Origin of the sequence: Kitasatospora sp. NPDC096077 (assembly GCF_040303245.1) — a bacterium.
Taxonomy (GTDB): Bacteria; Actinomycetota; Actinomycetes; order Streptomycetales; family Streptomycetaceae; genus Kitasatospora.
Map to the genome: position 1 here is coordinate 1 of NZ_JBEOSV010000053.1, position 24694 is coordinate 24694.

Below are 24694 nucleotides of genomic sequence, written 5' to 3' on the forward strand. Positions count from 1 at the left end.
GGCGCGGCGGGTTGCGGCGGGGCTCGGTGGCCTGGCGGTGCGCGCGGGGTGTGGGGGCGCGTCTGGTGGGACGGGCGGGGCTGGTGTTTCGGGGGTTGGCGTGTCTCTGTCGGGAGGGTTGTCGTTGTTCCGTGGGCATCGGACGTGAACAGTGGGAGGCCCCGGGATGCGGCGCCGAGTGGGGATGTGGGCGCGGCGGGTTGCGGCGGGGCTCTGTGGCCTGGCGGTGCTCGCCGGGTGTGGGGGCTCTTCTGGTGGGACGGGCGGGGACGCGGTCGGGGGCGGTCCGCGTACTCCGGCGCCGCCGCCGTCGCGGGCGGTGCTGAGTGCGCTGCCCGCGGACGGGGCGCAGGATGTGCCGCCGGAGGGGCCGGTGCGGGTGAATGTGACCCAGGGGCGGCTGGTGTCCGTGCGGTTGGCGGACGCGAAGGGGACGGAGCTGCCGGGGACGATCGGCGCGGACGGGGCCGGCTGGGCGCCGGACGGACCGCTGCCGCTCGGTACGGCGTTCACGGTGGACGCGGTCGCGGAGGACGACCAGGGTCAACGGGCCGCCCAGCACTCGGCGTTCTCCACGGTGGCCCGGGCGCACACCTTCGTGGCCTTCTTCACGCCGGAGGACGGGTCGACGGTCGGGGTGGGGATGCCGGTCTCGCTGCGGTTCAGCCGGCCGATCGGGGACCGGGCGGCGGTGGAGCGGGCCGTGCAGGTCGGCGCGGACCCGCCGGTGCCGGTGGCCGCGCACTGGTTCGGCAACCAGCGGCTGGACTTCCGCCCGCAGCAGTACTGGGCGGCCGGCACCAGGGTGACGGTGGCGCTGCGGCTGAAGGACGTGCAGGGCTCGCCGGGGGAGTTCGGCAGCCAGAACCGGGACCTGCACTTCACGGTGGGGCGGGCGCAGGTGTCCACGGTGGACCTGGACGCGCACACGCTGACCGTCCGGGCCGGTGCGGGCGGCAAGGTGGTGAAGGTGCTCAAGGTGTCCGGCGGCAGCCCCGACCACTCCACCTACCGGGGGGTGATGGTGGTGTCGGAGAAGTACAAGGTGACCCGGATGAACTCGCAGAGCGTCGGCATGGGCGACGAGTACGACATCAAGGACGTCCCGCACGCGATGCGGCTGACCACCTCCGGCACCTTCGTGCACGGCAACTACTGGGCCGATCCGGGGGTGTTCGGCACCGCCAACACCAGCCACGGGTGCATCGGGCTGGCCGACAGCAAGGGCGGCACCGGCAAGGACACCCCGGCGGGCTGGCTGTTCGAGCACACCGTCCCGGGGGACGTGCTGGAGGTGAAGGCGTCGGCCGGGGACTTCGTCCCGCCGTCGAACGGGCTGAACGGCTGGAACGTGCCGTGGGACCAGTGGGTGGCCGGGAGCGCCCTGCGGTAGCGGTCTTCACACCTCCCCCCGGAGTTCACCGGGAGGGCCCGGCTATCCTGCTCCGGCGCGTCGGAGGCCGCCCCGGGAGCGCACCACCGGCGAGCGGGCGATCGGCTCTACGAAAGATCGGGATCCGGTGCAACTTCTCGGGGTGCTCGCCGCGTCAAGTGAGTGAACATCGGGAGGGGAGATTCCGTGAAGACGGGGAAGACGGCCGGGGCCGCGATACGCAGAGGTGCGATGGCGCTGGCCATGGGCGGGGTGCTGCTGCTGACCGCGGCGTGCAACGACGACAAGGGCGGGAAGTCCGCGGACGCCGCCGCGACGGCGTCCGCGGACGCGAACGGGACGGCCGCCCCCGGGGGGAGCGCGGCCTCGCCGAAGGCCTCGGCGGCCGTGCTCGCGGTCGAGCCGAAGGACGGTGCCCAGGACGTCGCGCCGAGCGCGCTGAAGGTGTCCGTCAGCAACGGCAAGCTGACCACGGTCGAGGTGACGGACAAGAACGGCAAGCCCGTCGAGGGGGCGATCACCCCGGACGGCACCGGCTGGAAGCCGGCCGCGGCGCTCGCGGTCGGCATGGCGTACAAGGTGGACGCGCAGGCCAAGGACGACGCCGGGCTGGTGTCCGCGTCGACCACCTCGTTCACCACGCTGACGCCGGACAAGAAGGTGTCCACCAACGACAACATCGCCGACGGCGCCACCTACGGCGTCGGCATGATCGTCTCGGTGAACTTCACCAAGGACGTCAAGAACAAGGACGAGGTGCTGAAGGGCATCACGTTCCAGACCGACAACGGCACCGTGGTCAAGGGCCACTGGTTCGACAGCCGCCGGGTGGACTTCCGTCCGGAGGAGTACTGGAAGCCGGGCACCAAGGTGACCATCAAGTACCGGCTGAAGAGCGTCGAGGTCGCGCCGGGCGTCTACGGGGACGTGGACAAGGACGAGCCGTTCACCATCGGCCGTTCGATGGTCTCCACCGCCGACGCCAAGACCCACAAGATGACGGTCGAGCGGGACGGCAAGAGCAGTACTCTGCCGGTCACCATGGGTGCCGACGCGACGCCGTCCTGGAGCGGGACGATGGTGGTCATGGCCAAGGAGAAGGTCACCCACATGGACTCGCACACCGTCGGTCTGGGTGGCGAGTACGACATCCCGGACGTGCCGCACGCGATGCGGCTGACCACCTCCGGCACCTTCGTGCACGGCAACTACTGGTACAAGGGCATGCCGTTCGGCAACGTCAACGGCAGCCACGGCTGCATCTCGATGCAGGACGTGCAGGGCGGCAGCGACTCCTCGTCGGCCGGCACGTTCTACAACGAGTCGATGGTCGGCGATGTGGTGAAGGTCGTGAACAGCAAGGAGAAGACCGTCTCGCCCTCCAACGGGCTGGGCGGCTGGAACATCACCTGGGCCAACTGGTAGACCCGGGGGTTCTGGACGAGCGGCCCGGACTCACCCGTTGGGGTGGTCGGGCCGCTCGGTTTTCGGGGCAGAAAGCCCCTCGGGCGGCGCAACCTTTCCGATGGTCCGGCACATCTACGGTTCGGGTCCGTCGTGGCCGCGGGGAGCAAGGGAGGGAACGGCGTTGAGATCGATACGCAGAGTGGTGGCCGCCGGTCTGGTCGGCGGGGCGATGGCGCTGACGGCCGCGTGCGGCGGGGGCAGCGGGGGCGGCAGCGGCAGTGGGGTCGCCAAGGCCGACCTGGGAGCCGGGGCCGGGGCGACCGCGTCCGCGACGACGGCGCCCTCCACCGCGGCGCCGAAGGCGTCCACGGCCGCGGTGAGCATCGAGCCGAAGAACGGCGCGGTGGACGTGGCGCCGGGCGCGCTCAGGATCGGCGCGACCGGGGGGAAGCTCACCACCGTCAAGGTGAGCGACAAGTCCGGCAAGGAGGTCCCCGGCACGATCGCCGCGGACGGCGCCAGCTGGACCCCGACCACCGGGCTCGCGGTGGGCACCGCCTACCAGGTCAGCGCGATGGCCGCGGACGCTTCCGGTGCGGTGGCCGAGGCGGACAGCAGCTTCACCACGTTGACCCCGGCGGCGCTGGCGAAGGCCTCCGACAACGTGGACGACAACGCCACCTACGGCGTCGGCATGATCGTCTCGGTGGACTTCAGCAAGGACGTGAAGAACCGGGACGCGGTGCTGAAGGGCATCACGTTCGAGACCAGTGACGGCACCGTGGTCAAGGGCCACTGGTTCGACGACCGACGGCTGGACTTCCGTCCGGAGCAGTACTGGAAGCCGGGCACCAAGGTGACGGTGCACTACCGCCTGAAGAGCGTGGAGATCGCCCCCGGGGTGTACGGCTCCGACCGGGACGAGCCCTTCACGATCGGGCGATCCCAGATCTCGACGGTTGACGCCGCCGCGCACCGGATGACGGTCGCCGACGGCGGGCAGAGCACCGACATCGACATCACTTCTGGCTCGGACGACCACCCGACCTGGAACGGCACCATGGTGATCATGTCCAAGGAGGGCACGGTGCGGATGCAGTCCAGCACCCTGCCCGGGATGACCGGCGCGCCCTACGACCTCCAGGTGCCGCACTCCATGCGGTTGACCACCTCGGGCACCTATGTGCACGGCAACTGGTGGAGCAACAGCTTCGGCGAGGACAACGTCAGCCACGGCTGCGTGGGCCTCAAGGACGTCAAGGGCGGCGGGGACTCCACCACGATGGGCAGGTTCTACGACGGCTCGCTCGTCGGGGACGTGGTGATCGTGAAGAACTCGGTGAAGAAGGAGACCCTCGACCCGTCGAACGGGCTGAGCGGTTGGAACCTGCCGTGGAGCAACTGGTAGCCGCACGATCCGCCAGGTGACGGCGGTTTCACGTCAACCCGGGCTTGACTTCGGTCGGTCCGGGTCGATGCTTTCCTGCCCCGGGCATATGCCGACTCGGGGGAGATCGTTTGCTCATTGTCCGTACGCGGCCGCTTGCGTTCCGCAATGATGGTCCGCATGGCGGGTTGGGGCGAAACAGATCAGTCACCGGTTCCGGCGGCCGGCGTGGTCGCGGAGGCGTCGTGGACCGACGGCCGGAGTGCGCTCTCGGCGCTGGAACGGCTCAGTCCCGAGGAGCTGCAGGAGATGTACTCCGGCAGACTGTGCGACCAGTCCGCGCCGAACGAGGTGCGGCTGCCGTCCCGGCCGGAGTCCGGCCCGGTGGCCCGTCGGCTGGTGCTGAACGTCCTGGAGTCCTGGGAGCTCCACCAGCACCTGGAGGCCGGGGAGCTGCTCACCAGTGAGCTGGTGGCCAACGCGGTGCGGCACGCCGCCGGGCGCACCATCGGACTGCACGTCAGTCGCAAGCCCGGCTGGCTGCGGGTCGAGGTCCGGGACTCCTCCCGCTCGCTGCCCTGCATGATCCTCGCCGAGCCCCGGCCGGTGAACGAGCGCGGCCGCGGGCTGAAGATCGTCGACGACCTCGCCGACCGCTGGGGTGCGGACCTGCTGCCGCTCGGCAAGGGCGTCTGGTTCGAGCTGAAGGTCCGCGAGCGCGGCTGAGGCGCCGGATACGCGCAGGGCCCCCGGTGTCGCCGTGGTCCGGCGGGTGGGGGCCCGTGCAGGTCATCGCGCGGCCAAGGGGGTGCGTGTCGCGCGATGGGCGTCGGCAGTGCCAGGTCGGGCCCGCCGAAGTTCGATGGCTCGACTATCGCATGGATCTCAGCATGTGGGCAAACCGGGTGGCTTTGATTGCAAGGTTTGTAACCTACTTCACCTTTGGATTTTGCATAGGTTCACGCTGTCGCCTGTGAATATTCATGATCTTGGTGATGCGGCCGCGCGGGGGAGCGGTCGGCGGCGGCATCCGGGGGTGGACTCCGGGAGGGTGGGGTGGTCGGGGTGCGAACGGGCCGCCGTTCGTGCCGGGTTCATCGTGCGGCCGAAGTCGACCGTCGACAGTGCGTCGCTAAAGGTTGGCCGACAGCTGCCGTGGTACGGAACGACACCGCCCGCGCCGCCCGTGCTCCCCACGGGCTTCCGCCCCCTGATCGTTGTGGTGACGCACGGATGTGCGCCCAGTACCATCGGGCTCGTGAACTCGTACTGGCGCGTCGCGCTGCCACCGCTCGCCGCCTGATCGGGCGCGCTCCGGTGGTTTGAACCCCGTTCCCGGCCCTGTGTGGCGCCGGGGATTCGTGGTGTGCGCCCGTTCTCGGAACCAGTCCCCTTGACGGTCTTCGACGACGGAAGTTCACGACTGTGCCGAATCGCCTGTCCGCGCCCGCGCGCGCTCGCCTGACCTCTCCCGCTCCCCGTTCTCCCCGCCGCACCCGCCCGTTCGACGGGCCGGTGCCGATCCTGGCCGCCGCCCTGCTGTGGGGCACCACCGGGACGGCCAGTTCGCTGGCGCCCGCCGGTGCCCCGGCGGCGGGGATCGGGGCCGCCGCACTCGTCCTCGGCGGGGCGCTGCTGTTCCTCACCGACCGCACCGCCTGGTCGCTGCCCCGCGCCTGCCGCGCGGGGGAGCGGTGGCTGTTGGCCCTCGGAGCCGTGGCCGTGGTGGGCTACCCGCTCACCTTCTACCCGGCGGTGACCCGCACCGGGGTCGCCGTCGCCACCGTGATCGCCCTCGGCAGCGCGCCGGTGTTCACCGGCCTGCTCGGCTGGCTCGCCCGGCAGGGCCGCCCCGGCGCCCGGTGGACCGGGGCCACGGCGCTGGCCGTGCTGGGCTGCGCGGTGCTGGTGCTCGGTCCCCAACTCGCCGGCGCCGGCGGGGCGGTGGACCCGCTGGGGGTGCTGCTCGCGGCGCTCTCCGGGCTCTCCTACGCGGTGTACTCGCTGGTCGCCGGGCGGCTGATCGCGGCCGGGCGTCCGTCCGCCGGGGTGATGGGCGCGATGTTCGGCGCGGCGGCCGTACTGGTGCTGCCGGTGCTCGCGCTGGAGCCGCACGGTTGGCTGGCCACGGTGCGCGGCGCGGGCGTCGTGCTGCACCTCGGGGTGATCACCACCTTCCTCGCCTACCGCCTCTTCGGCCACGGCCTGCGCCACACCTCGGCCCAGACCGCCACCACCCTCACCCTCGCCGAGCCCGCCGTAGCCGCCGTCCTCGGCGTCGCCGCCCTGGGCGAACGGCTCCCGGCACTCTCCTGGTCCGGCCTCGCCATCCTGGCGGGCGGCCTGGCCGCCCTGACCCTCCCCACCCGCCGCTAGCCGGATCGCCACCCCGCGCAGGAAGTCGGACCCGCCGACTTCCTGCGCCTGGGGGGTGGCAAGCGCCACCGGACGGTGGCCGCGAGATGCGACGAACTCGCCGTCCGCTACGAGGCGACCGTGCTGGTCGCGGCCATCAACGAGTGGCTCTGAGCAGATCGGACGGCCGGCGCCGGGCGGCCGTCCTCATGGGAGGGGTCGGCGGGCGCGGGCCACGGAGCCCAAGGCAGGGCGTCCCGCCACCCCGGGCGCCCAAACGCCCAGTCCTGAAGCACCCGAGCCGCGGTCTCATGGCCGTACAGATCGAACGGCCCGTCCACCCGTGCCTGAAAGTGGAGGTCCGGCCCGCCTTCCCGGAACTCGATCTGACAGCTCATGTCTTCGTTGAGACAGACCTGCATGTAGTACTGGTCCGCCGGCTCCAAGTCCACCCGCTCAACGATCACGAAGCGGTGGCGCAGATTCATCTCACTCAGTAGATCGAACAGTGCGTCCTCGGAAGGGTCGTCCCAGCAGTCTCCGCTCCACGTTCGCGCTCGCAGCACCGGCTTCACCATGGGACGGACCCTATCGATGTCGATCTACGTCTGAAACAGGCCCTGGTCCCGTACTTCGCGGTCATCGTTTCAGGTCTGTGGTCAGTGGCTTTATGCCTCCGGTTGCCGAGTCGGTCGGAACCGTCGACGTGGCTGGCCCGGTGATCGACATCAGCTTCTCCGGTTCGGATACGGCCGAGAAGCCGGCACGTGCGTAGACCTCATGCGCGTCCAACGTGGAGAGCATCAACCGCTTCAGCCGGTAGGGCGCCAGCGCCGCGACGACCGAGTCCGCCAGCCAGCTGCCGATGCCCAGGCCGCGTGACTCACGGGCGACATAGACGTCGCAGAGCCAGCCGAAGGTGGCGTAGTCCGTCACGACTCGGGCGAACGCGACTTGCTCGGCAGTGTCCGGGGTGTAGACACCGAAGACGAGTGAGTGCTCGATCGACAGCGCCACGGTCTCTCGGCTCCGGCCCAGGGCCCAGAAGGCGTCCGTGGAAAGCCAGTGGTGTACGCGGTCGAGATCGATGCGCGCGGGGTCGGTGTCGAGGGTGAAGCCGTCTGCCCTGGTCGTGATCACGGCATCTGATCGTACGGGGCCTGCCCGGAGGGCTGGGCCTGCCGGGTTGCCGTTGGCCGGATCGTCGCCCCGCGCGAGAAGTCGGACCGGCCGACTTCCTGCGCGGCGGGTCCGACGCCGGTCAGATGCCGAAGTGGGTGGCGATGCCGTCGAGGACGCAGTCCAGGCCGGTTTCGAAGTGCCAGTCGGGGTCGTCCTTGCGGGTGGCCTGGCGCAGGTACTGCTGGTAGGCGGGGTAGCGGCCGGTGCCCATCAGGTAGGACATCCGGGGGGCGAGGCCGACCCGGGTCTCGTCGCCGTCGGACCAGCCGCGGGAGCGGCGCAGGTCCTGGAGGGCGATGTCGGTGGCGGACGAGCCGTGGACGTAGATGGCGACCGTGCGGAAGATCGCCATGGTGGTGTCGGCGTCCAGGCCGTGACCGGCGAGGGCGGCGAACGCGCGCTCGGGGACGGCGAGTTGGTGGGGGCTGAGGGAGAACGGGGTGGCCGCCCGGGCGATCCACGGGTGGGCGAGGCTCATCGCCCGCAGGTGGACGGCCAGGGCGTGCATGGTGGTGCGCCAGTCGGCGGCGGGGGCGTCCAGGGGGAGTCCGCCGTAGACGGAGTCGACCATCAGCTCGATGAGTTCGTCCTTGCCGGAGACGTACCGGTAGGCGGCCATCGGGGCCACACCGAGGGCGGTGGCCAGGCGGCGCATGGTGACGGCGTCCAGGCCCTCGGTGTCGGCGATGGCCACCGCGGCCTCGGCGATCCGCTGCGGGGTGAGGGTGCTGCGCGGCGCGGGGGCCGGGCGGTCGAGCCGCTCCCAGAGCGAGGGCTGCGGCTGGTCGTGGTCGTCCCCGGTGGGGGCCTGCTGGGTGGGCATGGGGGCGGGCTCCTTCCGGCTGGGGAGTTTCACCGTACCACTCCGCGTGTACAACGTATTTGTCGAGTGGACGACGTACGCGTCAGTGTGTACGTTGTATCTCGCGCCGATACGGCGTACACAACATCCCGGAGGGGGATCCCCATGTCCACGGAGCAGAACCTCGATGTCGCCGTCGTCCTCGGCAGCACCCGGAACGGCCGCTTCGGCCCGGTCGTCGCCGACTGGCTGATCGGCCACCTGGAGGCCCGCGGCGACATGACCGCCGACCTGGTCGACCTGGCGGCCACCCCGCTGCCCACCGTGATGCCGTCCTGGGGCGTCGAACTGCCGGAGCAGGAGCGCGAGTTGCTCGCCGCCGTGTCGCCCCGGCTGGCCGCCGCGGACGCCTTCGTCTTCGTCACGCCCGAGTACAACCACAGCTTCCCGGCCCCGCTGAAGAACGCGATCGACTGGCACAACCAGCAGTGGCACGGCAAGCCGATCGCCTTCGTCTCGTACGGCGGGCTCTCCGGCGGCCTCCGGGCGGTCGAGCAACTTCGGGTGGTGATGGCCGAGTTGAACGCGGTGACGATCCGCAACACGGTCAGCTTCCACGGCGCCGCCCAGGCCTTCGACACCGACGGCAAGCCGAAGGACCCGGCCGCCGACACCGCCGCCAAGACCATGCTCGACCAGCTGGACTGGTGGGCCCGGCCGCTGCGGGACGCCCGGCGGGCCCGCCCGTTCACCGTCTGAGCCGGACAGTGAAGGGGGAACGGCCATGACCACGGAACGGGCCGAGGAACGGGGCAAACCACCGCTGCTCGGCGTGCTCGGACTGATGCTCGGCATCTTCCTCTCCGCCCTGGACGGGCAGATCATCGGCACCGCGCTGCCGACCGTCGTCGGCGACCTCGGCGGGCTGGAACACCTCGCCTGGGTGGTCACCGCCTACCTGCTCACCTCCGCCGCCGCCACCCCGCTCTGGGGTCGGCTCGGCGACCTGTACGGGCGCAAGGGCGCCTACCAGTGGGCGGTGGCGGTCTTCCTGCTCGGCTCGGTGCTCTCCGGACTCTCGCAGGACATGGGCGAGTTGATCGCCTTCCGGGCACTCCAGGGGGTCGGCGCGGGCGGGCTGATGGTCGGCGCGCTCTCGGTGCTGGGGGTGCTGGTGCCGGCCTCCGAGCGGGGCCGGGTGCAGTCGGTGGTCGGGGTGCTGATGCCGATCGCCTTCGTCGGCGGGCCGCTGCTCGGCGGCCTCCTCACCGACCGGCTCAGCTGGCGGTGGGCCTTCTACGTCAACCTGCCGGTCGGGGTGTTCGCCCTGGTCGCGGTCGGCGTCGCGGTGCGGCTGGAGAAGACCGAACGGGTCCGCGCCCCCTTCGACTGGGCCGGGGTGGCCCTGCTGACCACCGGCATCCTCGGGCTCACCCTGGTCAGCAGCTGGGGCGGGACGGCGTACCCGTGGACCTCGCCGCTGATCCTCGGGACGGCCGTGGTGGCCGCCCTCGCGCTGGCCGGCTTCGTCCGCGCCGAACTGCGCGCCCCCGGACCGCTGATCCCGCCCGCGCTGTTCCACAGCCGCAACTTCACGGTGGCCCAGGTGCTGGGCTTCCTCACCGGCGCGGTGATGCTCGCCCTGATCGGCTACCTGCCGCAGTACCTCCAGTTCGTCCAGGGCGCCTCGCCCACCACCGGCGGGCTGCTCCTGCTGCCGCTGATGCTCGGCATGATGGGCACCCAGCTGGTCACCGCCCGGCTGATGGGCCGGCCCGGCGGCGAGCGGCGCTACCCGCTGCTGGGCGGGGCGCTGGCGGCGGTCGGGGCCGCGCTCCTGCTGCTGCTGGGGACGGACACCCCGGTGGTCCTGGCCTCCGGGCTCACGGCGGTCGCCGGGATCGGCATCGGACTGCTGATGCAGAGCACCCTGCTGACCTCGATCGGCGCGGTCCCGCGCGAGGACATGGGGGCGGCCATGGGCGTGGTGACCCTGCTGCGGAACATCGGCGGCTCGCTCGGGGTGGCCGCCCTCGGCGCGGTCTACACGACCCGGCTGACCGCGGGCCTGGAGGCGCGGCTGGGCCCGACCGAGGCGGCCCACCTGACCGGTGGCGGCGGACTCGCCCCGGCCTCGCTGACGGGCCTGCCGGCGGCCGTCCGGGACGCCGTGGGCACGGCGGTCACCAGCGGGCTGCACGGCACGGTGGCCGGCGGCGTCGCCCTGGCGACGGTGGCGACGGCGGTCGCCTGCCTGGCCCGCCCGACCCCGGCCCCGCAGCCCCAGCCGGAGGCGTCCGCGGCACCGGCGAAAGCCCCGGCGGCCCGGCGCTAGGACCGCCTGCCCCGCAGCACGGCCAGCACGACCGCGAGGAGGACCGAGCCCACCAGGGTCGTCACGGCGGGCGTCAGCGGGTCGCCCGTCTCCACGGCCGACCAGAACCCGCGGATCCCCGCGCCGATCATCCTCATGGCGGGCACCGTGCCGCCCACCTCCGGTACGCGTCAGCCCTGGAACGGGCCGGCCCCCGGACGGCACGGGGTTCCGTCCGGGGGCCGGCCGTCAGGCCCCCGCCGTCAGCACTCGATGACGTTCACGGCGAGGCCGCCGCGCGAGGTCTCCTTGTACTTGATCTTCATGTCGGCGCCGGTCTCCTTCATCGTCTTGATCGCCTTGTCCAGCGAGACGTGGTGGCGCCCGTCGCCGCGCAGCGCCATCCGGGCCGCGGTGACGGCCTTGACCGACGCCATGCCGTTGCGCTCGATGCAGGGGATCTGGACCAGGCCGCCGACCGGGTCGCAGGTGAGGCCGAGGTTGTGCTCGATGCCGATCTCGGCGGCGTTCTCGACCTGCTCGGGGGTGCCGCCGAGGACCTCGGCCAGGCCGCCCGCGGCCATCGAGCAGGCGGAGCCGACCTCGCCCTGGCAGCCGACCTCGGCGCCGGAGATGGAGGCGTTCTCCTTGAAGAGCATGCCGATGGCGCCGGCCGCGAGCAGGAAGCGGACGATGCCGTCGTCGTCGGCGCCCGGGATGAAGTTCAGGTAGTAGTGCAGCGTGGCGGGGATGATGCCCGCCGCACCGTTGGTCGGCGCGGTGACCACCCGGCGCCCGGAGGCGTTCTCCTCGTTGACCGCCATCGCGTAGAGGGTCACCCACTCCATCGCGTTGGCCGGCCCGATCCCCTCGGCGCGCAGCGCCCGCGCCGCGGCGGCGGCCCGGCGGCGGACCTTCAGCCCGCCCGGCAGGATCCCCTCGCGGCTCATGCCGGCCCGCACGCACTCCTGCATCACGGACCAGATCTCCAGCAGCCCGGTGCGGATCTCCTCCTCGCTGCGCCAGGCCTTCTCGTTCTCCAGCATCAGGCCGGAGATCGACAGCCCGGTCTCCCGGCTGAGCCGCAGCAGTTCGTCGCCGGTGCGGAAGGGGTACTTCAGCGCGGTGTCGTCGGGCTTGACCCGGTCCGCGCCGATCGCGTCCTCGTCGACGACGAAGCCGCCACCGACCGAGTAGTAGGTCTTCTCCAGCAGGGTCGAGCCGTCCGCCGCGAACGCCCACAGGGTCATCCCGTTGGCGTGGTACGGCAGCGAGCGGCGCCGGTGCAGGATCAGCTGGGTGTCGGGGTCGAAGTCGATCGGGTGCTCGCCGAGCAGGCTGAGCCGCTTCTCGGCGATGATCCGCTCGACGTCCTTGTCCGCCTGGTCGACGTCGACGGTGCGGGGCGAGTGGCCCTCCAGGCCCAGCAGGACGGCCTTCGGGGTGCCGTGGCCGTGGCCGGTGGCGCCCAGCGAGCCGTACAGCTCGGCGCGTACGCCGGTGACCCGGTCCAGCAGGCCCTCGGAGCGCAGGCGGCGGGCGAACATCCGGGCGGCACGCATCGGGCCGACGGTGTGGGAGCTCGACGGGCCGATGCCGATGGAGAAGAGGTCGAAGACACTGATGGCCACGGGGGGACGTCCTTGTCGGGTCTCGTGGAAGGACTTGCGGGCAGGGGCTGACACGGGACGGGGCACCGCGCGCACTGTCCAGTGTGCGCGGTGCCCCGGGGTCCCAGGTACACCGGCGGAGTGAGGCCGGTCACCTAAGCCCGAACGATCACCGAGGCGATCAGAGGTTCGGGTAGAGCGGGTACTTCTCGGCCAGGGCGGTGACCCGGGCCTTCAGCGCGGTGGCGACGGTCTCGTCGAAGCCGGGCTTGAGCGCCTCGGCGATGACGTCGGCGACCTCGCGGAAGTCCTCGGCCGCGAAGCCGCGGGTGGCCAGCGCCGGGGTGCCGATCCGCAGGCCGGAGGTGACCATCGGCGGGCGCGGGTCGTTCGGGACGGCGTTGCGGTTGACGGTGATGCCGACCTCGTGCAGCCGGTCCTCGGCCTGCTGGCCGTCGAGCTGGCTGTTGCGCAGGTCGACCAGGACCAGGTGGACGTCGGTGCCGCCGGACAGCACGGTGGCGCCGGCCTCGGCGACGTCGGCCTGCAGCAGGCGCTCGGCCAGGATCCGGGCGCCGTCCAGGGTGCGCTGCTGGCGCTCCTTGAACTCCTCCGAGGCGGCGACCTTGAAGGCGACGGCCTTGCCCGCGATCACGTGCTCCAGCGGACCGCCCTGCTGGCCGGGGAAGACCGCGGAGTTGATCTTCTTGGCGTACTCGGCCTTGGACAGGATGACGCCGCCGCGCGGGCCGCCCAGGGTCTTGTGGGTGGTGGTGGTGACCACGTCCGCGTACGGCACCGGGTTCGGGTGCAGACCCGCGGCGACCAGGCCGGCGAAGTGCGCCATGTCGACCATGAGCAGCGCGCCGACCTCGTCGGCGACCCGGCGGAACGCGGCGAAGTCCAGCTGGCGCGGGTAGGCGGACCAGCCGGCGATGATCAGCTTGGGCTGGTGCTCCTTGGCGAGGCGCTCGACCTCGGCCATGTCGACCTGGCCGGTCTTCTCGTCGACGTGGTACGCGGCCACGTTGTAGAGCTTGCCGGAGAAGTTGATCTTCATGCCGTGGGTCAGGTGACCGCCGTGGGCCAGGCTCAGGCCCAGGATGGTGTCGCCCGGCTGGATCAGCGCGAACATCGCGGCGGCGTTGGCCTGCGCGCCCGAGTGCGGCTGGACGTTGGCGTGCTCGGCGCCGAACAGGGCCTTGATCCGGTCGATCGCGATCTGCTCGACCACGTCGACGTGCTCGCAACCGCCGTAGTAGCGACGGCCGGGGTAGCCCTCGGCGTACTTGTTGGTGAGCACCGAGCCCTGGGCCTCCATGACGGCCACCGGGGCGAAGTTCTCGGAGGCGATCATCTCCAGGGTGGTCTGCTGGCGGTGCAGCTCGGCGTCGACCGCGGCGGCGATCTCCGGGTCGAGGGCGTGCAGGGACTGGTTCAGAACCGTCATGGTGTGGTCTTCCCGGGAGGAGAGCGGAGGGACGGTGGAGCGGGGCGGCCCGGCCTGCGGCGGACCGCCCCTACGGGCGGCTCAGCCCTCGGCGTGGGTGAGCGCGTTGTACTGGTCGGCGCTGAGCAGCTCGTCGGTCGACTCGACCCGCACCTTGAACAGCCAGCCGCCCTCGAACGGGGCGCTGTTGACGAGGGCGTTGTCGTCCAGGACGTCCTGGTTGACCTCGACGACCTCGCCGGTCACCGGGGAGTACAGGTCGCTGACCGACTTGGTGGACTCCAGCTCGCCGCAGGTCTCACCGGCGGTCACGGTGTCGCCGACCGCGGGCAGCTGCACGTAGACGATGTCACCGAGCGCGTCGGCGGCGTGCTTGGTGATGCCGATCGTCGAGACACCGTCGGCGTCGGCGGCCGTCAGCCACTCGTGCTCCTTGGTGTACTGCAGGTGCTGGGGGTTGCTCATGGCGTCATTCTCCAGGATGGGAAGCGGGTACGACGCAGCGGGCCGCCGCACGGACGGCTCCGACGTGCGTCGATGGGAAAACGGCGGGGCCGGGACGGCCTCGGCGGTTGGTCAGCGGGCGCGCTTGTAGAACGGCAGCGCCACGACCTGGACCGGCTCGTGCTTGCCGCGCACGTCCACCGCGACGGTGCTGCCCGGGGTGGCGTGGGCCGCGTCCACGTAGGCCATCGCGATCGGCTTGCCCAGCGTCGGGGACGGCGCGCCGGAGGTGATCCGGCCGATCGGGGCACCGTCGGTGGAGACCACGGTGTACTCGGCGCGCGGCACCCGCTTGCCCTCGGAGACCAGGCCGACCAGCACCTTCGGCGGGTTGCTCTCGGCCGCGGCGGCGGCCTGCTCCAGCGCCTTGCGGCCGACGAAGGCGCCCTCGTTGGTGGTCTTGTCGAAGCGGACGACCCGGCCCAGGCCGGCGTCGAACGGGGTCAGGTCGGTGGACAGCTCGTGCCCGTACAGCGGCATGCCCGCCTCCAGGCGCAGCGTGTCGCGGCAGGACAGGCCGCACGGGACCAGGCCGCGGCCCTCGCCGGCCGCCGTCAGCGCCTGCCAGACCGACTCGGCGTCGGCCGGGGCGCAGAAGATCTCGAAGCCGTCCTCGCCGGTGTAGCCCGTCCGGGCCAGCAGCACGTCCTGGCCGGCCACCGTGGCCGGGAGGATCGCGTAGTACTTCAGACCGGGCAGGTCGGCGTCGGTGTTCTCGGTCAGGATCGCGGTGGCCTCCGGGCCCTGCACGGCGATCAGCGCGTAGGTGTCGCGGTCGTCGGTGACGACGGCGTCGAAGCCCTTGGCGCGGGCGATCAGCTCGTCCAGGACCAGCTGGGCGTTGGAGGCGTTGGCGACGACCAGGAAGGCGTCCTCGCGCAGCCGGTAGACGATCAGGTCGTCCAGGATGCCGCCGTCCTCGGCGCAGATCATGGTGTAGCGGGCGCGCAGCTCGCCGAGCGCGGAGACGAAGCCGACCAGCGCGTGGTCCAGCATCTCGCCGGCCTGCGGGCCTGTGACGGTGATCTCGCCCATGTGCGAGAGGTCGAACAGACCGGCCTTGGTGCGGACGGCGAGGTGCTCCTCGCGCTCGCTGCCGTAACGCAGCGGCATGTCCCAGCCGGCGAAGTCGGTCATGGTCGCGCCGAGGGCGCGGTGCAGCGCGTCGAGCGCGGTCAGGCGGAGGGACGACATGGCCAGGAACTCCTCGGTCGGGGCACTCAGGGGTGCACGCGCCGGACCGGGCCCGTTCGGGGCCGACCCTGCGCGCGGGCATGCGGCGGCGTGGGTCTCCCCATCTGTCGTCGGACCTGAGAGCTTCACCGCCGTCCGCCCTCGGCTGTGACCAGCACCAGCTGGTTCCAGCATCGGGGACGGGACGGCGGCTTGCACCGTGGGTGGGCGCACGACCGGGCCGTGCGCCGCTTTCCAGATGTGCCTAACCCGCGCGGTAGGGGGGCCTGAGAGATTCCGGGGAGGACTTGCTCCTTCGGCGCCGGCTGTGCCTCCTGAGGGGCACTCCGGGCTCTCCCGCGCGGGTTCGAGCGGCCGGTGTGGAGTTGTGGGGGCCCGCGGCGCATGCCGTCGGACGCGCACATCATGGCACGTCCGCGCGCACGAGGGGAGAGGGGACCCGGTCACACGCGGGCGAGGGAGCACCGGGACCGGACAAGCGGGCGAACACGAGCCCTAAACTTCTCCGCGTCGGCGCAGCAGTGGGCGGCCGACCTTGCACGAGGGCGGATCGCGGCGCATGGGGTACCCGGTGGAGCAGCAGCAGGGGTGGGGCGGGCCGGAGGCGGCGCCGACGGGCGGTGCGTGGCCGGCGAACGAGCTGGAGCAGGTGCTGACCGCCGCGCTGGGGGACCCGGGGGCGACGCCGCGGGTGATCGAGGTGCTGGCCCGCAGCCAGGTGTGGATCCCGCTGCCGGCCGGGGGCGACCCGGGCGGGCAGGGGCTGGACCTGCCGACCGTCGAGCTGGCCGGGGCCCCGTACGTGCCGGTGTTCTCCTCGCAGGAGGTGTTCCTCCAGCAGGCGCCCGGGATGGCCTTCGCGGTCGCCCCGGCTTGGGAGTTCGCCCGCGGGCTGCCGCTGGGGGTGGGGATCGCGGTCAACCCCGAGGCGGCGGTGGGCATCCCGGTGCCGCCGCAGGGCGTGGCCGAGCTGCGCCGCGGCCCGCGGGACGACCGCTGGGAGCACACCGAGAGCGCGCCGGGGGCGCCGGCCGGCGGCCGGGTGGCGCTGCGCGAGCCGGTGCCGGGCGAGGACCCGGAGCACTTCCTGGCCGCCTGCCGGGCGGAACTGTCGGCCCTCCCCGGGGTGTTGACCGCGCGCCGGGCGCTGGCCAGCGTCGAGGGCGAGCCGACGGTGATGTTCGTGGGCGTCCAGCTGGACCCGGCGGCCCCGGCCGACCCGGGTGCGGTGAACGAGGCGCTCGGGCGGGCGTTGGGAACCGCGCCGCTGCCGGGCGGCGTCCACCTCGTACTGCTCGACCTCGTCGACGACCCGGTGGTCGAGTGGCTGCTCACCCAGGTCATGCCCTTCTACTCGCGGGTGTGAGCGGGGTTCCATCACAGGCACGTCGCCGTGGCGGTGGCCGGTGCCGCGCCATAGGGTGCGTGCAGGCGGCTGACGGGCCGGCGGGTTCAGGAAAGAGGCGCGGCGAGGTGGGCGCATGAGTGCGGGAACGGGAGCGGGCGGGGTGCCGGGGCCCTGGGGCCAGGCTCCGGCCGGGCGCCCGGGAGCGGATCCGGGCGCGTTGGAGCAGGTGCTGCGCGAGGTCGCGCCGGAGCGCTTCGACGCGTACGAGCGGCTGCTGCACGCGCTGGCCGAGGGCCGGGTCTGGATGCTGCTCTGGCACGGCACCCCGGGCAGTCCGGACGCGCAGTACGGGAACATGGAGATCAGCGGCCACGGCTACGCGCCGGCCGTGACCTCGCCCGAGCAGCTGGCGGCCTCGGGCTGGGCGCGGGCCCACGAGGTCATCTCCGGGCCGGAGATCGCCGCTTCGCTGTACCGCACCCGCTGGGGCCTGTGGCTGAATCCGCACGCCCCGGGCGGCGGGGTCGGGGTGCCGTGGGCGGACCTGCGGCGGATCGCCGCGGGCCTGGACCGGCTGCCGGCCGGTCCGTTGCAGCTGAGCGAGCCGCAGGTGAACGCCCAGCAGTTCTTCGCAGTGCTGGAGCGGCAGGCCGGTGAGGTGCGCGCGGTGCGGGCGCTGCGCCGGGCCTGGGTGCGGCCGGCGGTGGGGGAGCCGTACCTGGCGATCGGCCTGGACCTGTACGAGAGTTCGCCGCCGGCCGTGGAGGCGGTGCGGGCGCTGATGCAGCGGGCGATCGCGGTGGCCCCGGAGGGGCTCGCGGTGTCCACGGTGGCGATGGCGGACGAGTACGACCCGGTGGCGCTGTGGATGCGCGCCAACGCGCGGCCGTTCTTCGACCGGGAGGCGGGGCGGCCGGCGTCCGGTCCGTACCCGCAGGTCTCGCCGTCGTACCCGGGGCAGTCGCTGCCCGGTCAGCCGGGGCCCGGGCAGCCGGTGTCGGGGTACGCCCCGTACGGCACCCAGCCGCCCGCGCCGGGCTGGGGGCAGCAGCCCCAGCGGCCGTGGCCCGGATACCCGGGCCGCTGATCGGCGAAACCCCGGAACTCGATAAAACCTTTGGCATGGAGCCGACTTGATTCGCCATCAGGTCGACTTCGATGCTTTCCGGACGAATTTTCCAACCCTGATGCGGGCACATCTTGACATGGCGCTTACAGCCGTGTGAAGAGGTATATGCCGAAGATCGGGGAGGTGCATGCGGGCAGATCACAGTTGGGCATCTGTCGGTTGGCAGGGCTGGCGCAAGCCAGTTCGGATGGCAGAGAGTTCTGCGCAACGCATCGCGCGTACTGGAAACCCCACGAAGGTGAACGCGCACGCCGACCGCTCGATCCACGCGACGCCCATCCCGCGTGGTGGCAGTACCCGTGCACGTCGTACTGCCGCGAACACCCGCTCCTAGCACCTCCGCACGTCCGCAGCCAGCCGTACCGCCGATCCCGGCGCCCGGCGCCCGTGGGCCGGCCACCGTCGGCGAGGGGACCAACTGACCATGACCACAACCATCTCCACCGCCGGGAACGAACCGGAGGCACCGCCCTCCCCGAGCCCGGCCAAGACGATCGAGGGCCGTTCCCTCGGTCGGATCGCCTGGATCCGCTTCAAGCGGGACAAGGCCGCTGTCGCCGGCGGCATCGTGGTGATCCTGCTGATCCTCCTGGCCGTCCTGTCCGGGCCGTTGGAGTCCCTGTTCGGGCTTGACCCCGATGCGTCGAACACCGACCTGCTGGACGCCAACCTCGGTGGACTCCCGCTCGGGGACTGGGGCGGGATGAGTGCGGACCACCCGCTCGGCGTCGACCCGCTGCAGGGTCGTGACCTGCTCGCCCGCGTGATCGACGGCTCCTGGGTCTCCCTGCTGGTCGCCTTCGGCGCGACCGTGCTGTCCAACACCATCGGCACCGTGCTCGGCGTGATGGCCGGTTACTACGGCGGCTGGGTGGACACCCTGATCAGCCGGCTGATGGACGTCTTCCTGGCGTTCCCGCTGCTGCTGTTCGCCATCGCGATCTCCGCCTCGCTCCAGGGCGGCGCGTTCGGCCTGCACGGCCTCCCGCTGCACATCATGGTGCTGATCTTCGTGATCGGCTTCTTCAACTGGCCCTACATGGGCCGGATCGTGCGCGGGCAGACCCTCTCACTGCGCGAGCGGGAGTTCGTCCACGCGGCCCGCAGCCTCGGCGCCCGCGGCCCGTTCATCCTGTTCAAGGAGCTGCTGCCCAACCTGGTCGGCCCGATCCTGGTCTACTCGACCCTGCTGATCCCGACCAACATCCTCTTCGAGGCCGGGCTGAGCTTCCTCGGCGTCGGCATCCAGCCCCCGCAGTCCTCCTGGGGCGGCATGCTGGCCGACGCGAAGAACTACTACCAGGTGGACCCCCAGTACATGGTGGTCCCCGGTGTGGCGATCTTCATCACCGTGCTCGCGTTCAACCTGCTCGGCGACGGGCTGCGTGACGCCCTCGATCCCAAGAGCAACTGACCCGCGGACAACTGATCCGACGTCAGGCACTCCCTCCTCCACATCCTCAAGGGGTTGATCCCACCCATGCGTAGGTCCCGTACCGTCGCACTGACCGCCGTGGCCGCCGCCGCGGTCCTGGTCGTCACCGGCTGCACGTCCAGCTCCAAGGGCGGAAGCTCGTCCTCCTCCTCCAACGACGCGAGTGGCAGCGGTGCCGACGCGGGCACCAAGCAGATTGTCAACGTCTCGGACAAGAAGGGCGGGACGGTCACCTACGAGATGAAGGGCACCCCGGACTCCCTCGACCCGGGCAACACCTACTACGCGTACATCTACAACTTCTCGCGCCTGTACGCCCGTCCGCTGACCACCTTCAGCCCGGGGCCCGGCGCGGACGGCAACAAGCTGGTCCCGGACCTCGCCGAGTCGATGGGCCAGGTCAGCCCCGACGGCCTGACCTGGACGTACAAGCTGCGCGCGGGCCTGAAGTACGACGACGGCACCCCGATCAGCTCCAAGGACGTCAAGTACGCCGTGGAGCGCTCGAACTTCGCGCCCGAGGTGAACTCCAACGGCCCGACGTACTTCCACGACCTGCTGGTCGACAACCCGACGCCGTACCAGGGTCCGTACAAGGACAAGACCGGCGACCTGAAGTCGATCGAGACGCCGGACGACACCACGATCGTCTTCCACCTCCAGCACCCCTTCGCCGACTTCGACTACCTGGTCAGCGCCCCGCAGACCGCGCCGGTCCCGCAGGCCAAGGACACCGGTGCCGACTACGTGAAGCACATCGTGTCCTCGGGCAGCTTCAAGTTCCAGTCCTACGAGGACGGCAAGCAGGCCGTCCTGGTGCCGAACACCAACTGGGACAAGAGCACCGACCCGATCCGGAAGCAGCTGCCGGACAAGATCGTGCTCAAGATGAACATCGACCAGGCCACCATCGACAAGGACCTGATCGCCGGCAACGCCCAGGTCGACCTGGTCGGCGGCGGCGTCGACCCGCAGACCCAGGCGCAGATCCTGCGCGACTCCAAGCTCAAGGCCAAGACCGACAACGCCTACGGCGGCCGCCTGGTCTACATGGCGATCAACACCAAGGTCGCGCCGTTCGACAACGTCGACTGCCGCAAGGCCGTCCAGTTCGCGATCGACAAGGTCGCGGTGCAGACCGCGCTCGGCGGCCCGATCCGCGGCCAGGTGGCCAACACCGTGCTCCCGCCGGACATCCCGGGCCACCAGGACTTCAACCTGTACGAGACCAAGGACAACAAGGGTGACGAGGCCAAGGCCAAGGACTCCCTGAAGGCCTGCGGCAAGGACGGCGGCTTCAGCACCGTCCTCACCGCCCGCACCGAGCGCGCCACCGAGGTCGCCGCGGCCACCCAGATCCAGGCGCAGCTGAAGAAGGTCGGCATCAACGTCGAGATCCAGCAGTTCCCGCAGGGCAAGTACCTGACCGACTCGGCCGGCGCGCCGCAGTTCACCCAGGACCACAACATCGGTCTGATGATGATGCAGTGGGGCGCCGACTGGCCGACCGGCTACGGCTTCCTGCAGCAGATCGTCGACGGCCGCGCGATCAAGGCCTCCGGCAACAGCAACCTCGCCCAGCTGAACGACCCGGCCGTCAACAAGATGCTCGACGACGCCGCGATCAACCCGGACAAGACCGCCCGCGAGAAGATCTACGGCGACATCGACAAGAAGGTCATGGACGCCGCGGTCTACGTCCCGCTGACCGACTTCAAGGTCTTCCTGTTCCGCCCGGACAGCGCGACCAACGTGACCTCCACCGCGGCCTTCTCGGGTGAGTACGACTACCTGAACATCGGCAGCACCAAGTAAAGAGCCTGGCTCCGCATCCCTGAAGGCAGGTGAAGGCAGCGGCGCCCGCCGCCGTCCGGAAGACCCCGGACGGCGGCGGGCCGCCGGAGCCGCCCAACTGTGTTTGCCTACATCATCCGCAGGATCTTCGCGGCCGTGGTGCTGCTGCTGGTCGTCAGCGCCGTCACCTTCGCGATCTTCTTCCTGCTCCCGCGCCTCGCCGGCGAGACCACCGACCAGCTGGCCGCGCAGTACATCGGGAAGGACCCGGGGCCCGCCGCGATCGAGGCGGTCAAGCAGAACCTCGGACTCGACCAGCCGCTGTACACCCAGTACTGGCACTTCCTGAAGGGCCTGTTCGCCGGCGCCGAGTACAAGTTCGGGCCGGAACCGGCCACCTGCCACGTGCCCTGCTTCGGCTACTCCTTCAAGAGCCACCTGGAGGTCTGGCCGCTGATCACCAGCCGGATCCCGGTCACCATCTCGCTCGCCATCGGCGCGGCGGTGCTCTGGCTGATCTCCGGCATCACCACCGGCGTGATCTCCGCCCTCAAGCCGCGGTCGATCTTCGACCGGCTCTCCATGGGCATCGCCCTGGCCGGCGTCTCGCTGCCGGTCTTCTTCACCGGCGCCCTGCTGCTGACCGTGTTCAGCTACGAGTGGCCGATCCTGGACAACCTGCACTACGTCGACTTCACCGACGACCCGCTGATGTGGGCCCGCAACCTGATCCTGCCGTGGATCTCGCTGGCCTTCCTCTACTCCGCGCTCTACGCCCGGCTCACCCGCGCCGGGATGCTGGAGACGATGAGCGAGGACTACATCCGCACCGCCCGCTCCAAGGGCCTGGTCGAGCGCAAGGTCGTCGTCAAGCACGGGCTGCGCTCCGCGCTCACCCCGATCGTCACCATCTTCGGCATGGACCTCGGGCTGCTGCTCGGCGGCGCCCTGATCACCGAGCAGGTCTTCTCGCTCAACGGCGTCGGCCAGTTCGCCGTCCAGGCGATCACCGACAACGACCTGCCCAAGATCCTCGGCGTCACCCTGCTCGCCGCCTTCTTCATCGTCGTCTGCAACCTCGTGGTCGACCTCCTGTACGCCCTCGTCGACCCCCGCGTGAGGCTCTCGTGACCGAGCTCCAGAAGACCCCGGCGGACGTCGCCCCGGCCGACCCCGCCGCCGACCCGGCCGGCCCGGCCGCGCGGCCCCCGCTGGGCGACCCCTTCCTGTCCGTCCGCGACCTGCGGATCCACTTCGACACCGACGACGGCCTGGTCCGCTCGGTGGACGGGGTCAGCTTCGACCTGCACAAGGGCCGCACCCTGGGCATCGTCGGCGAGTCCGGCTCCGGCAAGTCCGTCACCTCGCTCGGCATCATGGGCCTGCACCGCTCCAAGCGGGCCCGGATCAGCGGCGAGATCCTGCTGGCCGGCGAGGACCTGATCGCCGCCGGACCGGACCGGGTGCGCCAACTGCGCGGCCGCGAACTGGCGATGATCTTCCAGGACCCGCTGACCGCGATGCACCCCTACTACACCGTCGGCGCGCAGATCGTCGAGGCGTACCGGGTGCACCACCCCCAGGCGAGCAAGAAGCAGGCCAGGACCCGCGCGATCGAGATGCTCGACCGGGTCGGCATCCCCCAGCCCGACCGCCGGGTGGACGACTACCCGCACCAGTTCTCCGGTGGCATGCGCCAGCGCGCGATGATCGCCATGGCCCTGGTCAACGACCCCTCCCTGCTGATCGCCGACGAGCCCACCACCGCCCTGGACGTCACCGTCCAGGCGCAGATCCTGGACCTCATCCGCGACCTCCAGCAGGAGTTCGGCTCCGCCGTCATCATCATCACCCACGACCTCGGGGTGGTCGCCGAGCTCGCCGACGACATCCTGGTCATGTACGGCGGCAAGTGCATCGAGCGCGGCCCCGCCGAGAGCCTCTTCGACGCACCCGAACACCCCTACACCTGGGGCCTGTTGGGCTCGATGCCGCGACTGGACCGGGAGCTGCAGGAACGGCTCGTCCCGGTGCGGGGCACCCCGCCCAGCCTGATCAACGTGCCGTCCGGCTGCGCCTTCCACCCGCGCTGCCCGTACGCCGCCCTCACCGGCGGACGCTCCGCGAGCGAGGTCCCGACGCTGACCGAGGCCGCCCCCGGGCACCTCGCGGCCTGCCACCTGCCGGCCGGCGAGCGGCACCGCATCTTCGCCGAAGAGATCGCGCCCCGGCTGTGAGCCCGGCCTCGTACCACCTTCCTGGAGAGAACCGATGACGGACACCCGAGGGGCCACGCCCCTCTCATCGGGCAGTGGGGCTTCGTCGGCGCCCACCGCCGAGCGCGAGCCGCTGCTGAAGGTGACCGGCCTGACCCGGCACTTCCCGATCCGGGGCGGACTGCTGCGGCGCCAGACCGGCGCGGTGCGGGCCGTCGACGGCATCGACTTCACCGTCAACGCGGGCGAGACGCTGGGCGTCGTCGGCGAGTCCGGCTGCGGCAAGTCCACCATGGGGCGGCTGATCACCCGGCTCGACGAACCCACCGGCGGGAAGATCGAGTTCGAGGGCACCGACATCACCCACCTGGGCGTCGGCGGGATGCGGCCGCTGCGCCGCGACATCCAGATGATCTTCCAGGACCCGTACTCCTCGCTGAACCCCCGGCACACCGTCGGCACCATCGTCAGCGCGCCGTTCAAGCTCCAGGGCGTCCAGCCCGAGGGCGGGGTCAAGAAGGCCGTCCAGGACCTGCTGGAGCTCTGCGGACTCAGCCCTGAGCACTACAACCGCTACCCGCACGAGTTCTCCGGCGGCCAGCGCCAGCGCATCGGCATCGCCCGGGCGCTCGCCCTCAAGCCGAAGATGATCGTCGCGGACGAGCCGGTCTCGGCGCTGGACGTGTCCATCCAGGCCCAGGTGGTCAACCTGCTGGACGACCTCCAGCAGGAGCTCGGCCTGACCTACCTGATCATCGCCCACGACCTCTCGGTGGTCCGGCACGTCTCGGACCGGGTGGCGGTGATGTACCTCGGCAAGGTCGTCGAGATCGCCGACCGGGACTCGCTCTACCGCAGCCCGATGCACCCGTACACCAACGCCCTGATGTCGGCCGTCCCGGTCCCGGACCCGCGCCGCCGCCACTCCGGCGGCCGCGAGCGCATCCTGCTCAAGGGCGACGTGCCCTCGCCGATCAACCCGCCCAGCGGCTGCCGCTTCCGCACCCGCTGCTGGAAGGCGCAGGACGTCTGCGCTGCGCAGGAGCCGCCGCTCACCGCCCTCGCGACCGGGCACCAGGTGGCGTGTCACTTCCCGGAGGGAAGCGCGGGGAACAGCTAGCACCGCAGGAAACACGCGGCCGCCCGCCCCCTTCCGGGGGCGGGCGGCCTCGTC

22 protein-coding genes and 1 riboswitch are annotated in these 24694 nt (G+C 71.3%); of the genes, 14 read left to right on the top strand and 8 right to left on the bottom strand.

Going from position 1 to position 24694, the window contains the following annotated elements:
- Positions 1-184: 184 nt before the first annotated feature.
- The 5 genes from ABTZ03_RS32260 (at position 185) to ABTZ03_RS32280 (ending at position 6563) form a co-directional block, all read left to right on the top strand.
- Positions 185-1393, top strand: a complete 1209-nt coding sequence (locus ABTZ03_RS32260) for a L,D-transpeptidase (protein WP_350516725.1) — start codon at positions 185-187, stop codon at positions 1391-1393.
- A gap of 186 nt (positions 1394-1579) precedes the next feature.
- Positions 1580-2818 (top strand): L,D-transpeptidase, encoded by a 1239-nt coding sequence (locus ABTZ03_RS32265; RefSeq protein ID WP_350516683.1) that lies wholly within the window; start codon positions 1580-1582, stop codon positions 2816-2818.
- Between the two features lie 163 nt (positions 2819-2981).
- A complete protein-coding gene (locus tag ABTZ03_RS32270) occupies positions 2982-4208 on the top strand; it encodes a L,D-transpeptidase (protein ID WP_350516684.1) in 1227 nt (408 codons plus the stop codon).
- A gap of 159 nt (positions 4209-4367) precedes the next feature.
- Entirely contained in the window at positions 4368-4913 is a 546-nt protein-coding gene (locus tag ABTZ03_RS32275) for an ATP-binding protein (RefSeq protein ID WP_350516685.1), read from the top strand.
- Between the two features lie 789 nt (positions 4914-5702).
- Positions 5703-6563 (top strand): DMT family transporter, encoded by an 861-nt coding sequence (locus tag ABTZ03_RS32280; RefSeq protein WP_350516686.1) that lies wholly within the window; start codon positions 5703-5705, stop codon positions 6561-6563.
- 107 nt (positions 6564-6670) lie between these two features.
- Here the strand turns inward: ABTZ03_RS32280 and ABTZ03_RS32285 are convergent, their stop codons facing one another.
- The 3 genes from ABTZ03_RS32285 to ABTZ03_RS32295 form a co-directional block, all read right to left on the bottom strand.
- A complete protein-coding gene (locus ABTZ03_RS32285) occupies positions 6671-7120 on the bottom strand; it encodes a hypothetical protein (RefSeq protein ID WP_350516687.1) in 450 nt (149 codons plus the stop codon).
- Positions 7121-7181: 61 nt separating this feature from the next.
- Positions 7182-7682: a GNAT family N-acetyltransferase gene (locus ABTZ03_RS32290; protein WP_350516688.1), complete on the bottom strand. Its 501-nt coding sequence runs from the start codon at positions 7680-7682 to the stop codon at positions 7182-7184.
- A 121-nt stretch (positions 7683-7803) separates the two neighbouring features.
- The gene (locus ABTZ03_RS32295; RefSeq protein ID WP_350516689.1) at positions 7804-8547 is read right to left on the bottom strand and encodes a TetR/AcrR family transcriptional regulator; all 744 of its coding nucleotides are present in this window, start codon (positions 8545-8547) and stop codon (positions 7804-7806) included.
- A 144-nt stretch (positions 8548-8691) separates the two neighbouring features.
- Between ABTZ03_RS32295 and ABTZ03_RS32300 the strand changes: the two genes are divergently transcribed.
- Positions 8692-9285, top strand: coding sequence for an NADPH-dependent FMN reductase (locus ABTZ03_RS32300; RefSeq protein ID WP_350516690.1), 594 nt, complete (start codon positions 8692-8694; stop codon positions 9283-9285).
- 25 nt (positions 9286-9310) lie between these two features.
- Positions 9311-10861, top strand: coding sequence for a DHA2 family efflux MFS transporter permease subunit (locus ABTZ03_RS32305; RefSeq protein WP_350516691.1), 1551 nt, complete (start codon positions 9311-9313; stop codon positions 10859-10861).
- Here ABTZ03_RS32305 and ABTZ03_RS32310 read toward each other — a convergent pair.
- The 5 genes from ABTZ03_RS32310 to gcvT all read right to left on the bottom strand — a co-directional run bounded on the left by ABTZ03_RS32310 (position 10858) and on the right by gcvT (position 15598).
- Positions 10858-10998, bottom strand: a complete 141-nt coding sequence (locus tag ABTZ03_RS32310) for a hypothetical protein (protein ID WP_350516692.1) — start codon at positions 10996-10998, stop codon at positions 10858-10860. The genes ABTZ03_RS32305 and ABTZ03_RS32310 overlap by 4 nt on opposite strands.
- 105 nt (positions 10999-11103) lie before the next feature.
- Positions 11104-12471, bottom strand: coding sequence for an L-serine ammonia-lyase (locus ABTZ03_RS32315; protein WP_350516693.1), 1368 nt, complete (start codon positions 12469-12471; stop codon positions 11104-11106).
- Positions 12472-12631: 160 nt separating this feature from the next.
- Positions 12632-13900, bottom strand: coding sequence for a serine hydroxymethyltransferase (gene glyA / locus ABTZ03_RS32320; RefSeq protein WP_350516694.1), 1269 nt, complete (start codon positions 13898-13900; stop codon positions 12632-12634).
- An 81-nt stretch (positions 13901-13981) separates the two neighbouring features.
- Positions 13982-14365 carry a glycine cleavage system protein GcvH gene (gene gcvH, locus ABTZ03_RS32325; RefSeq protein WP_350516695.1) on the bottom strand — a complete coding sequence of 128 codons (384 nt, stop codon included), beginning with the start codon at positions 14363-14365 and terminating at the stop codon, positions 13982-13984.
- A 111-nt stretch (positions 14366-14476) separates the two neighbouring features.
- Positions 14477-15598: a glycine cleavage system aminomethyltransferase GcvT gene (gcvT, locus tag ABTZ03_RS32330; RefSeq protein WP_350516696.1), complete on the bottom strand. Its 1122-nt coding sequence runs from the start codon at positions 15596-15598 to the stop codon at positions 14477-14479.
- A 244-nt stretch (positions 15599-15842) separates the two neighbouring features.
- Positions 15843-15947, bottom strand: a riboswitch (glycine riboswitch).
- A gap of 210 nt (positions 15948-16157) precedes the next feature.
- Here gcvT and ABTZ03_RS32335 point away from each other — a divergent pair.
- The 7 genes from ABTZ03_RS32335 to ABTZ03_RS32365 all read left to right on the top strand — a co-directional run bounded on the left by ABTZ03_RS32335 (position 16158) and on the right by ABTZ03_RS32365 (position 24640).
- Entirely contained in the window at positions 16158-16964 is an 807-nt protein-coding gene (locus ABTZ03_RS32335) for an enhanced serine sensitivity protein SseB C-terminal domain-containing protein (protein WP_350516697.1), read from the top strand.
- 115 nt (positions 16965-17079) lie between these two features.
- Positions 17080-18033, top strand: a complete 954-nt coding sequence (locus ABTZ03_RS32340) for an enhanced serine sensitivity protein SseB C-terminal domain-containing protein (protein WP_350516698.1) — start codon at positions 17080-17082, stop codon at positions 18031-18033.
- A gap of 466 nt (positions 18034-18499) precedes the next feature.
- Entirely contained in the window at positions 18500-19489 is a 990-nt protein-coding gene (locus tag ABTZ03_RS32345) for an ABC transporter permease (protein ID WP_350516699.1), read from the top strand.
- A gap of 66 nt (positions 19490-19555) precedes the next feature.
- Entirely contained in the window at positions 19556-21325 is a 1770-nt protein-coding gene (locus ABTZ03_RS32350) for an ABC transporter substrate-binding protein (RefSeq protein ID WP_350516700.1), read from the top strand.
- A gap of 99 nt (positions 21326-21424) precedes the next feature.
- Positions 21425-22435 carry an ABC transporter permease gene (locus ABTZ03_RS32355; RefSeq protein WP_350516701.1) on the top strand — a complete coding sequence of 337 codons (1011 nt, stop codon included), beginning with the start codon at positions 21425-21427 and terminating at the stop codon, positions 22433-22435.
- Entirely contained in the window at positions 22432-23541 is a 1110-nt protein-coding gene (locus tag ABTZ03_RS32360; RefSeq protein ID WP_400920625.1) for an ABC transporter ATP-binding protein, read from the top strand. The genes ABTZ03_RS32355 and ABTZ03_RS32360 overlap by 4 nt, the downstream gene beginning before the upstream one ends.
- 34 nt (positions 23542-23575) lie before the next feature.
- Positions 23576-24640 (top strand): ABC transporter ATP-binding protein, encoded by a 1065-nt coding sequence (locus tag ABTZ03_RS32365; RefSeq protein ID WP_350516702.1) that lies wholly within the window; start codon positions 23576-23578, stop codon positions 24638-24640.
- Positions 24641-24694 lie beyond the last annotated feature (54 nt).